The following is an 11,947-nucleotide window of genomic DNA, read 5'->3' on the forward strand; positions in this document are numbered from 1 at the left end:
CACCGGCTAGATATGCAAGTCACCAGCGCCCGTGTCGATATGAGGCGCCCAGAAGGCGACACTTTCGGCAATCTGCGCGATGACCTGACGATCGTTGGGCTCGCGCTCCTTGAACGACAGTTCCAGGCAGATTTCATTGTCCTTGGCACCACCCTCGGCAAAAGCCTTGAGCAAAGGTTCGGGCTGGATGCGGCCCTTGGCATTGAACTCTGCCGTGAAGGGACGGTGTCCCCCCTTATCCATCAGGCTCTGCTTGATGTGAATGATCGGAGACACCTTCGGGACGGCACGCGCCCAGGCATAGGGATCATAATCATCGGCATTGGATGAGGTGACATCGCCATGATCGATATCGGCCATCATCCACATGGGGATCGCGAACGGCGCCTTCGTCAATCTGTTCTGCAGGGAAAGGCAGGCCTCGATCGTCTCGCCGAATTCGCGGCCGATGCTCATCGGCTCCCAGAACAGATAGGCAAGACCGGCAGCGCGGGCATGCTCGGCCACCTCGCCCCAGCAATCGATGGCGATCTGGATCAACTCCTCGCGCCGGGCCGGATCGTCATAATCCCTATAGGTGAAGATCGCGAACTGCGTGCCGACGGAATGACCGCCGAGATCGGCGGTGATATCGGCAAAGGTCTTGAACCAGTCGACATAGTAGCGGCGGACATCCTTGTCCGGATGGCCGAAATGGTTGAGGCGGCCGTAGGGACCAGTCATGCCGGAGGTCACGCGGACGCCGGTGCGTTTCAGGGCTGCCTGCATGTCGCGCGTCAGGCGGCGAATGACCGGTGCCTGCCAGCTCGGATTGATGAATTCGTGCGTCAACTGCAGATCGCGGATGCGCAGGTCACGTGCGACCGTTTCGATCAGGTCGGCCGGCTCGGCAAAGCGATTGACAAGCGGGTTGGTGTTGAGTGAAAGCGTCAGGGGCATTTCAGGTCTCCCGGCAAGGTCTGTTGGTTCAGGCGGCAAGCGCCAGCTCGGCTTCGAACCAGGCCGTGAAATCCGCCTTCTCTTCAGCCGTCATGCGCAGACCCTCCTTGGTTCGGCGCATCAGCACGTCTTCGGCCGCCTGCGCCCATTCGGAAGCCACGAGATAGCGGACTTCGGCCTCGTAGAGATTGCCGCCGAAATGGCGGCCGAGTTCGGCCAGCGAAGCCGCATTGCCGACGATCTGCCTGGTGCGGGCGCCGTAGAGATGGCCGTAGTGATTGACGAGCGCCCGCGGCATCCAGGGATAGGCGGCGCGCAGCGTATCGGAAAAGGCAACATAATCGGCATTCGGGATCTCACCGCCCGGCAGAACGGCACCCCGCGTCCAGTCGCCGCCCATCTTCGGGAAGAACTTGGCAAGCCGTTGCATGGCATGCTCCGAAAGCTTGCGAAAGGTGGTGATCTTGCCACCGAAGACGCTCAGGAGCGGCGCACCGCCGGTCTCTTCGAGATCGAAGACATAGTCGCGCGTGACGGCCGAGGGATTGCCCTTGCCGTCGTCGAACAGCGGCCGGACGCCGGAGAAGCTCTCGAGCACGTCGGACCGGCGCAGCTTCTCCTTGAAGTAACGGTTTACGGCCGTGATCAGGTAATCGATTTCCTTCTCATCGACCTTCACCTCTTCCGGCTTGCCTTCATAGGGAATGTCGGTCGTGCCGATCAGTGCCTTATCGCCTTCATAGGGGTTGATGAAGATCACGCGCTTGTCGTGGTTCTGGACGAGATAGGCCTGCTGACCGGCCCAGAATTTCGGAACGATGATATGACTGCCCTTGACGAGCCGGACGCTGCGCTGACTGTTCGAGCCGACAACACGGCCGATAATGTCGTTGACCCAGGGTCCGGCGGCATTCACCAGCACGCGGGCGCGGACGGTCCGCACATCACCGGAACGCTCGTTGCGCATCTGAACGACCCAGCTCCCCTGATCGCGGCGCGCGCTGACGCAGGCCGTGCGCGTCAGGATCTGCGCGCCCTTGGCGGAAGCGTCGAGAACGTTGAGAACGACGAGCCGGGCATCATCAACCCAACAGTCGGAATATTCGAAGCCCTTCGCATATTGGTCGAGGATCGGCGCCCCTTCCGGATCGCGATGGAGATCGAGCGAGCGCGTGCCCGGCAGCTTCTTGCGGCCACCGAGATGATCATAGAGGAACAGGCCGAGGCGAACGAGCCAGGCCGGACGATCCGTCGGGCTGTGCGGCAGCACGAAGCGCATCGGCCAGATGATATGGCTCGCCGAGTTCAGCAGCACCTCGCGTTCGATCAGCGCTTCGCGCACCAGACGGAATTCGTAATATTCAAGATAGCGCAGGCCGCCATGCACGAGCTTGCCGGAGCGCGAAGAGGTTCCCTCTGCCAGATCGCCCTTCTCGCACATGACAACCGAAAGGCCACGCCCAGCCGCATCGCGAGCGATACCGGCACCATTGATGCCTCCGCCGATCACGAAAAGATCAAAGATTTCCGGTTCCGTCATGTCATGCTCCTAGGGATGCCTATAACATCATCAATTCAAATTTCCGCAGCGGCGCTCGCCGGCTCCGTATCGGCTAATGCTGGGCCAGCTTGTCCCAGGCCGGCGCGATCGCCTGACGCACGTCCTTGTAGGCATCGAACAGGCGATCATAGCGCTCGACATTTGCCGGATCGGGCGCCTCGGCGTCACCGAGCAATGGCGTCACCCAGTCCGCGATGCAGCTGTCCATGTCTTGATAGGCGCCGATCGCGACGGCCGCCATCATCGCAACACCGGCGGCCCCCGCCTCTTCGCGATCCGAAATCCGCACCGGCGCCTTGACTGCGGCAGATAGCGAACCTCGCAGAGCGCGCGAACGGGCGGCTCCTCCGGTGATACGCAGTTCCGAAGGCATGTCGCCCATGGCCGCGTAGCAATCTCGCGTTGCCATACCGAGGCCTTCGACCACGGCCCTCAGCATGTCGGCAAAGCCGTGCCGTGTCGAAAGTCCGGTAAAGCCGGCACGCGCATGCGCATTGACGAAGGGACCGCGCTCGCCGGCTTCGGAAATATAGGGGTGATAGAGGAGGTTCGTCGGCCGCGCTTCGGCAACCCACGCATCGATGCGGGGAATAAGGTCAGAATAGGAAACCTCGCTCCCACCAGCAGACATCAGATCCGCAGCAATCTTGAGAATCCAATCGATATTGATGGTTGCGCCCATATTGGTCTGGACCTGCGTGACGATGCCGGGGATCGGCAAGGCGATGACATATCCCGTCCCCTCTTCATTGAGCTGGACATCGGGCACGGCCTTGGCGCGCATATGCACGCCCGTCGATCCGATCGTCGAGCAGGCGGCATTCTGGCCGCCGGTGCGGACGCCAGCGCCGAGCGCAGTCATGACCATATCGACGTAACCCAGGCAGACCGGTGTTCCCGCACGCAGGCCGGCGGCCTTGGCCGCGGCATCCGTCAAGGGATGGCTGATCTCGGTTCCGTCGACGATCTCGGGAAGAAGCGAGCGCCGGCGGGCAAGGCCGAGCGCATCGATGACAACCGGATCATATTGGCGATTGCGGAAATTGCCGAAGGTGAAGCTCGCCTCCGATGGATCGGTCGCTCTTACGCCGGTGAGGTTCAGATAGAGCCAGTCCTTGCAATGCAGCGCTGTCTCTGCCCGATCGAGAAGCTCGGGCATGAAGCGGTCCATGTGGGCGAGCTGCGCGCCCTGCTGGCAGGTGTTGAGCCCTGTGCCCGTCGCCTCGAACCGGGCACGATTGCCGGCCGTGGCGCTGAGTCGTGTCACCGTCGACGCGGCGCGGGCGTCAAGCCACAGCCAGGCATCACCGACCGGAGCATTGCCGGAGCCGACAAGCCAGGTGCCGTCGCCTTGGCCGGTAACGGCGATCGCTGCCGTTCGGGCGGCAAGGTTGTCGACCTTCTCCCCAAGACCCCGCAAGGCACTGAGACAATCTAACCACGTCTGACCGAGCGATTGGGTGACCGACCCATCTTCCCCCGTCTCATAACGATTGCGCGCCGAGGCGGAAGCGATCTGCCTTCCAGACAGCTCGAAGGCAACCGCCTTCAAAATCGAGGTACCCGCATCGATCCCGATGATGATCCCGTCGCCCTTAGACATTGCACGCCAGCTCCACCATGCAGCACCCTGCGGCAGGGGCATCGGCGACCATCACAAACATTTTCATTCCTCCCCACGCGGCCAAGAGCATAATCTACGCCAGGTCGCATTTATCGTCGCCATCGCACTCTCCACTCCAAAGGAAGGATCGCGAACGAAGCGCCAGCGCGCACCCGACACCAGCCACGCAATGGATCCGATGCATAAGCCGCGCCCCATCAATCAGCTCGCGGCTTTATAACATAATCATACCGTTGTTGCAGTAATATTTTTCTGGCATTGTAATTTTTTTCATATAGAATGGATGTGGTTGACTGGCAGACCGTGGCGCTAAAGGGCTGCGGCAAAGCTTTGGAAGAACATGGGTCAACAACCGGGACCTTCCAGATCGAATCGGGGAGACCGTCGAAAAACCACAGATAGCTTCTTTGTGATTTTCAAATATATCAATTGGTTATCAAGATATCCTGATATCAGGTCGGTCAAAATGACGCCGATCGGCGAGCCTCGGAATAAGGCCCACGGAGCGAAAGCTTCAGATGTGAAAAAGCGGAAAGCGCTGAGATCCGCGGAGACCGATCAAATGCAGGACCTGTTAGATCACGGTTGACACGCTCAAAGATTTATAACATATGAAATGCAGAAATTAACATACTTATATCACGAATGTCGCATAGATGCGGCAATTGTGAATCCAAGATGGGCGACTGGAGGAGACAGCCGTCCGCACGCTGAGGAGGCTCCTGATGTTGAATTTCCTTTCCGGTGACGGCGCAGTCCGGAGCCAAGCGGAGCGCTCAACCGTGCGAACGCGCAAGCCGGGCTTCCGTTAAGCCGTATCACGGCACTTTTCTCCCTTTCTCCATCAGGCAATCCGGCTGACATGCCCAAGGTCGTTTGAACATGAATACGCAAGCTGAATACGCAACTGCCAAGCCGACGGGCTCCAAGCTCAAGATCGTCGCCGGCATCGCCGCAGTGGTGATCGTCATCGGCGCCATCGCTGCCGATACCAAGGTGATCAAGATCGGCTCGGCGCACGACGTGCGCGAGCAGGGCTTTCAGCCGGAAGCCTACGGCGCCGAGGAATTCCCGAAGGTGCAGACGGATGTCGAAAAGCGCGCCGTCGATGCGGTGACGCTCGCCACCGCCGTTCTCGGCGACAAGAAGGCGGCCGGCGAGAAATATGGCGTAGCCACCACAACCGGCCCCGTCCTCCCCGTCTCTTTGACTGGCACGTTTGGCGAGCGCAAGGCCAACCTCAACGAATTCAAGGTCGACGGCATGCCTGACGGCATCACCGTTCGCGTCCAAACGGGTCCCGCGATCAACGGTACCGATCTTCGCGACGCCACAGGCAAGATCGAATTCGGCCAGTTCACCAACCAGATCGAATATCAGGACGCAGGCTCCGCCATCAACAACGAGATGAAGAAGGCGACACTTGGCGGCCTGGACCCGGAGAAACTGACCGGCAAGACGGCGACGGTCGTCGGCGTTTTCAAGCTCATCAATCCCAAGAACTGGCTCGTCACCCCGGTAAAGGTCGATGTGAAATGAGCCAGGTTCAGCATAATGGCGCCACCACAGGCGAAGTCGTTCTCGCCGCCCGCAACGTTGCCAAATCCTATGGCAGCGTCCATGCGCTGAAGGGCGTCAATTTCGATATTCGCCGCGGCGAAGTCACCACGCTCTTCGGCGAAAACGGCGCCGGCAAGTCGACGCTGATGAAGATCCTCTCCGGCGTCATCCAGCCGACATCGGGCGAGATCATTCTCGATGGCGCGCCCATTTCTTTCGCCTCCTCCACGCATGCGCGCGCCTGCGGCATTTCCATCATCCACCAGGAATTGAGCCTGGCGCCGAACCTCAGCGTCCGCGACAACATCTTCATGGGTCGCGAGATCATGAAGGGTGGCGTGGTCGATTTTGCCGAGGAAGAGCGCCAGACCCGTGCATTGATGGAGGAGCTCGAAGAAAATATCGATCCGCTCACCCCCGTCGAGGATCTGCGTCTCGGCCAGCAGCAGATCGTCGAGATCGCTCGTGCCCTCTCCGTCAATTCGCGCATCCTGATCATGGACGAGCCGACTTCGGCACTCAGCGCCAGCGAGGTCGAAGTGCTGTTCAAGGTCATTCGCGACCTGACGAGCCGCGGCGTCTCAATCGTCTATATCTCACATCATCTGGAAGAGGCGCTGCAGATCACCCACCACGCCGTCGTTCTGCGCGACGGCAACATGACCGCCTATGCCGAACGCAAGGACATCGATCTCGAATGGATCGTGCGCAACATGGTCGGCGACAATTTCGACCTTGGCAGCCCACCGACCGGCCATAGAATGGGCGACGTGGCGCTGACGATCGATAACCTCACGGTTCCAGGCCCGTCGGGCGCTGCCTATAACGCCGTCGACCGTATGTCCCTTGCGGTTCGCGCCGGCGAGATCGTCTGCATCTACGGTTTGATGGGCGCCGGCCGTACCGAGCTGCTCGAATGTGTCGCCGGCCGGCTGCGGTCGAGCGGCGGCCGCGTGCTTCTCGGCAATACCGATGTCGGCGGCCTCAGCATCGCCGGCCGCATCGCGCAGGGCCTCGTGCTGGTGCCGGAGGATCGGCAGCGCGACGGTCTCGTCCAGACGATGACCGTGGGCTCGAACCTGTCGCTTGCCAGCATCGGCGCCTTTACCAAGGGTCTTTTCACCTCGAGCGGTCGCGAGCGGACGCTGGTCAGCGACTCCATCCGCAAGGTTCATATCAAGACCGACGGCGGTGACGCGGCAATCGGCTCACTGTCTGGCGGCAACCAGCAGAAGGTCGTCATCGGCAAGATGCTGGCAACCGATCCTCGCGTCATCCTGCTCGACGAGCCGAGCCGCGGTATCGACATCGGCGCGAAGGCGGAAGTCTTCAAGCTGCTCGCCGAGCGCGCCAAGGAGGGTCTAGCGGTGATCTATTCGACCTCCGAAGTCGCCGAATGCCTGAGCATCGCCCATCGCATCATCGTCATGCACCGCGGCAAGATTTCTGCCGAATTCGGTCCGGACGTCACAAAAGAAAAGATCATGGCCGCCTCGGGCGAAGCAGTGGTCGCGCACTAGCCGCATTCATGGAGCACTGATTATGTCAGTCACGAACATCACAGATAAGAAACCAGTTTCCAACGGACAGCGGCGGAATGTCAGTCTCGTGCGGCTGATCCTGGAAGGACGCGCCTTCTTCGCGCTGATCGTCATCATCGCGGTCTTCTCCTTCCTGTCGCCCTATTACTTCTCACTCAGCAACTTCCTGACCATGGCCTCGCATGTCGCTATCTTCGGCATCCTCGCCATCGGCATGCTGCTGGTCATCTTGAATGGCGGTATCGACCTCTCGGTCGGCTCGACGCTCGGCCTTGCCGGCTGCATTGCCGGTTTCCTGATGCAGGGCGTCACGCTGCCGAGTTTCGGCGTCATCCTCTATCCGCCTGTCTGGGCCGTCGTGGTGCTGACCTGCGTCCTCGGTGGCATCGTCGGTGCGGTCAACGGCGTGCTCGTCGCCTACCTGCGTGTTCCGGCCTTCGTCGCTTCGCTGGGCGTCCTCTATGTTGCCCGCGGTATCGCCTTGCTGATGACGAACGGGCTTACCTACAACAATCTCGGAGGCCGCCCCGAACTCGGCAATACAGGCTTCAACTGGCTGGGCTTCAACCGCCTTGCCGGCGTCCCGATCGGCGTCATCGTCCTTGCCGTGCTCGCGATCATCTGCGGACTCGTTCTCAGCCGCACCGCCTTTGGCCGCTGGCTCTACGCATCCGGCGGCAACGAGCGCGCCGCCGATCTTTCCGGTGTTCCGGTCAAGCAGGTCAAGATCGCTGTCTATGTCCTGTCGGGGATTTGCGCGGCCATTGCCGGCCTCGTCCTGTCCTCGCAGTTGACCTCGGCGGGTCCGAATGCCGGCACCAGCTATGAGCTGACGGCGATCGCTGCTGTCGTCATCGGCGGCGCCGCATTGACGGGCGGCCGCGGTACGGTGCGCGGCACCATGCTTGGCGCCTTCGTCATAGGCTTCCTGGCGGACGGCCTCGTCATCATCGGTGTCTCGGCCTATTGGCAGACGGTTTTTACCGGCGCGGTCATCGTGCTAGCCGTGCTCATGAACAGCATCCAGTACGGACGTCGGACCAAATCCGGCTGACACTGCATCAAGACTTGTCCCCGGTCGGCGAGATGCCGACCGGAGAAAGGACCGCCGGTTCGCCGGCATCACCAGAGCTCATCAAAAGGGAGAGAGACTAATGTTCAAAAAAGGTTTGCGCATCGTCATGGCAGCAGTTGCTGTGGCACCGCTTCTGACAGGAGCTGCATGGGCCGCCGGCCAGATGACGATCATCGTCAACGATCCGTCCAACCCCTATTGGCTGACGGAAGGCAACATCGCCAAGGCAACCGCCGAGAAGCTCGGCTATACCGCCACGGTCGGTGCGCACAAGGGCGATACCAACACCGAAAGCAACCTGATCGATACGGCGATCACCAACAAGTCGGTCGCCATCATCCTTGATCCGGCCAATGCTGATGGCTCTGTCGGGGCGGTCAAGAAGGCCGTTGCAGCCGGCATCCCGGTTTTCCTCGTCAACGCTGAAATCAACCAGGAAGGCCTTGCCAAGGCTCAGCTCGTCTCGAACAACGCCCAAGGTGCGGCCATCGGCGCGCAGCAATGGGTCGAAGCTGTCGGCGACAAGGGCAATTATGCCGAACTCTTCGGCTCGCCCTCCGACAACAACGCAGCCACCCGGTCGAACGGATATGAAACGGTCCTGACGCAGTATCCAGACCTGAAGAAGGTCGCCAAGGAAGTTGCCAACTGGGACCGCACCCAGGGCCACAACAAGATGCAGTCGATCCTGCAGGCTCACCCGGACATTATCGGCGTGATCTCCGGCAATGACGAAATGGCGCTCGGCGCGATTGCCGCTCTCAAGGAAGCCGGCAAGCTTGCCAACGTCAAGGTCGGCGGCTTCGACGGCTCTCCGGATGCTGTTGCCGCCATCAAGGCCGGTGAGCTGCAGTATACCGTGCTGCAGCCGGTCGCCACCTTCTCGGCGGAAGCCGTCAAGCAGGCCGATAGCTTCATCAAGACCGGCAAGACCGGTGCCAAGAGCGAAAAGCAGCTTTTCGATTGCATCCTGATCACCAAGGATAATGTCGACAAGTACACGGCACCCTTCGTTCTGTCCGAATGATGACATCGGGGGCGCCGGAACTCGGCGCCCCCATCCCTTGACCGCAATGGGCGGCACCCTGGCTGCACATCAGACGGAACTTGCAGAAATCGTGATAGCGAACTGTTCTTTATATCTTTTTCTATAGCGTGACGTTCGCTGCAGCAAGTTAATCTCCGCAAGGCTCAGCGTCAGAGGCCAAAGTGACAGACAAGACAAGCCCCGTATCTTTCCTGCAAGACGAGTTGCCGAGCGACAGCCGGCATTCGCGGCAGATTGCCAGGCGCCAGATGATCGCCGAAGCCGTGATGGCAGAAGGCTCCATGCGCATCGAGGATCTGACCGAGCGCTTCGGCATCAGCCTGATGACGGCACATCGCGATGTCGATGAGCTGGTCAGCCGCGGCTTGTTCCGCAAGACGCGCGGCATCGTATCGGCCGCAGCGACCAGCCTGATCGAATCGAGCGACGTTTATCGCGCCAATCGGCAGGCGAGCGAAAAGAAGATGATCGCCACAGCTGCCATGCAGTTCATCGAGCTTGGCCAGGCAATCTTCCTCGACGATTCCACCACCGTCCTGCAGATGGCAACACTGCTGCCGGCCAAGGTGCCGCTGACGGCGATCACCAATTCGCTGACGCTGATGAATGCGCTGAAAGACATGCATGACGTGACGCTTCTGGCGCTCGGCGGGCAATATTATAATTGGTGCAACGCCTTCATGGGGCGGATGACAATCAACGAAATCAACCGTTTGCGCGCCGATGTGACCTTCATCTCGATGTCGGCCATCATCGATGACGTCGTGTTCCATCAGTCGCCCGAGATCGTCGATATCAAGCGTGCGATGTTCGAAAGCGCGGCCAAGCGCATCTTGCTGATGGATCATACGAAATTCGAACGGCGGGCGCTGCATAGTTTCGCGCATCTGAGCGAATTCGATGTCGTCATCGTCGACGAAAAGACACCCGCCGCCCATCTGGAGCGCATGCGCAACAAGAATATCAACGTGGTCGTCGCCAAGGGCGACAAGGAGCGATTCTGAGGCTGAGCTCGGCAACGGCCGCCTCTCGTCGTTCATGATCAGGAGTCATGGGAATGCCGAGTCTGCTCGGAATTGACAGCGGTTTGACCGTCACCAAAGCCGTCATCTTCGACATCGACGGAACACCGCTTGCCGTTGCGCGCCGTCGGGTGACCCAGTTCATGCCGAAGGCACGCCATGTCGAGCGAGACATGGACGAACTCTGGAGCCAGACGGCCGACGCCATCGCCGAGGCGATCAAGCTCAGCAACCGCCCGGCAAGCGACATCCAGGCGATTGCCGCAACGGCGCACGGCGACGGCATCTATCTGCTCGACAAGGCAAAGAAGCCGCTCGGACGCGCCATTTTGTCGCTCGACAGCCGCGCCGGATCGATCGTCGAACAATGGTTGAAGACCGCTGTTGCCGACGCGTCTTTGAAGCTGAGCGGCCAATTGCCGCATGTCTCGGCCCCGTCGGCGCTCCTAGCCTGGATCAAGGCCAACGAGCCCGAACGCTTTGCTGAGATCGGCCATATTCTGAGCTGCAAGGACTGGCTGCGCTTCTGCCTGACTGGCGTCGCCGGTACCGACCGTACCGAGGCAAGCACCTCCTTCACCGATGTTTCGACCCAGGATTACTCCCCGGAGGCGCTGGAACTTTTCGGCATTGCCGAGGTGACGGACGCTTTGCCGCCGGCGTCGCGATCCGACGAAATCGTGGGATACATAACCGAGGCCGTCGCGAAGCGAACCGGCCTTGCCGAAGACACGCCCGTCGTTGCCGGCCTGCACGATGTGACCGCCTCGGCCCTTGGCGCCGGCGGCTATGCGTCCGGTGTCGTCGCCGTTATCGCCGGCACCTATTCGATCAACGAGACGCTGTCGTCGGAGCCGCGCGTCGACGGCCGCTGGTTCTGCCGCAATGCCATTGCGCCGGGCCAATGGAACAACATGTCGATCTCGCCGGCATCCTCGGCGAACTACGAATGGTTTCTCGACAAGCTCTGCGCCAGTGACATTGCGGGAGCCGAGGCTGCGGGCCAGTCCATTCACGCCTTGCTCAGCCCCGAGATCGAGGCGGCGTTCAACCGGCCATCGAGCGCACTATTCCATCCCTATCTCTTCGGCTCGCCCTATGGCGCTGGGGCGAGCGCCAGCTTTTTCGGGCTTGGCGGCTGGCATGATCGCGGCGACATGCTGCGGGCCGTCCTCGAAGGCATCGCCTTCAACCACAAGATTCACGTCGATGCCCTAAGCGACGGTTTTTCCTTCAATCAGGCAAGGCTGGCAGGCGGTGTCTCGCGCAATCCGACCGTCGTGCAGATGTTTGCCGACGTGCTCGGCATGCCGGTCACCGTCACCGAAACCGACGAAGCCGCTGCCTGGGGGGCCGCGCTTTGCGCCGGTGCCGGGATCGGCGTCTATGCCAGCCCGGAAAGCGATCCGCGCGATGTCGGCAAGATCGCCAGAACCTATCATCCGGATTCCGCCCGCAGCGCCGATTACCGAATTCGCTACGATCTCTTTCGCGACATTGCCGAAGCAATGACGCCGCTCTGGCCGCGGATCGGCAATCTCGCAACCCAGCACTCCCAGGCCTAAACCGAAAATTGC

9 protein-coding genes are annotated in these 11,947 nt (G+C 60.8%); 6 read left to right on the forward strand and 3 right to left on the reverse strand.

Annotated features, from left to right (window positions below; translation table 11 throughout):
• Positions 1–6: 6 nt before the first annotated feature.
• The 3 genes from GA0061103_RS32370 to GA0061103_RS32380 form a co-directional block, all read right to left on the reverse strand.
• Positions 7–939 (reverse strand): sugar phosphate isomerase/epimerase family protein, encoded by a 933-nt coding sequence (locus GA0061103_RS32370; protein WP_092719589.1) that lies wholly within the window; start codon positions 937–939, stop codon positions 7–9.
• A gap of 28 nt (positions 940–967) precedes the next feature.
• The gene (locus GA0061103_RS32375; RefSeq protein ID WP_092719593.1) at positions 968–2,479 is read right to left on the reverse strand and encodes a glycerol-3-phosphate dehydrogenase; all 1,512 of its coding nucleotides are present in this window, start codon (positions 2,477–2,479) and stop codon (positions 968–970) included.
• A gap of 73 nt (positions 2,480–2,552) precedes the next feature.
• Positions 2,553–4,103, reverse strand: coding sequence for an FGGY-family carbohydrate kinase (locus GA0061103_RS32380; protein ID WP_092719596.1), 1,551 nt, complete (start codon positions 4,101–4,103; stop codon positions 2,553–2,555).
• 903 nt (positions 4,104–5,006) lie between these two features.
• On the opposite strand from GA0061103_RS32380, the gene GA0061103_RS32385 reads away from it, so the two are divergent.
• From GA0061103_RS32385 to GA0061103_RS32410, 6 genes are all read left to right on the forward strand, one after another.
• Positions 5,007–5,663: a DUF2291 domain-containing protein gene (locus GA0061103_RS32385; protein ID WP_092719599.1), complete on the forward strand. Its 657-nt coding sequence runs from the start codon at positions 5,007–5,009 to the stop codon at positions 5,661–5,663.
• Positions 5,660–7,204, forward strand: coding sequence for a sugar ABC transporter ATP-binding protein (locus GA0061103_RS32390; RefSeq protein WP_092719602.1), 1,545 nt, complete (start codon positions 5,660–5,662; stop codon positions 7,202–7,204). The genes GA0061103_RS32385 and GA0061103_RS32390 overlap by 4 nt, the downstream gene beginning before the upstream one ends.
• 22 nt (positions 7,205–7,226) lie before the next feature.
• Positions 7,227–8,279: an ABC transporter permease gene (locus GA0061103_RS32395; protein WP_092719606.1), complete on the forward strand. Its 1,053-nt coding sequence runs from the start codon at positions 7,227–7,229 to the stop codon at positions 8,277–8,279.
• Between the two features lie 100 nt (positions 8,280–8,379).
• Complete coding sequence (locus tag GA0061103_RS32400) at positions 8,380–9,327, forward strand: D-ribose ABC transporter substrate-binding protein (protein WP_162747702.1); 948 nt, start codon at positions 8,380–8,382, stop codon at positions 9,325–9,327.
• 269 nt (positions 9,328–9,596) lie between these two features.
• Positions 9,597–10,352 carry a DeoR/GlpR family DNA-binding transcription regulator gene (locus GA0061103_RS32405; protein ID WP_425349575.1) on the forward strand — a complete coding sequence of 252 codons (756 nt, stop codon included), beginning with the start codon at positions 9,597–9,599 and terminating at the stop codon, positions 10,350–10,352.
• A 53-nt stretch (positions 10,353–10,405) separates the two neighbouring features.
• The gene (locus tag GA0061103_RS32410) at positions 10,406–11,935 is read left to right on the forward strand and encodes an FGGY-family carbohydrate kinase (RefSeq protein WP_092719613.1); all 1,530 of its coding nucleotides are present in this window, start codon (positions 10,406–10,408) and stop codon (positions 11,933–11,935) included.
• Positions 11,936–11,947: the final 12 nt, after the last annotated feature.

This window comes from Martinezella multihospitum (assembly GCF_900094585.1).
Lineage (GTDB): Bacteria > Pseudomonadota > Alphaproteobacteria > Rhizobiales > Rhizobiaceae > Rhizobium > Rhizobium multihospitium.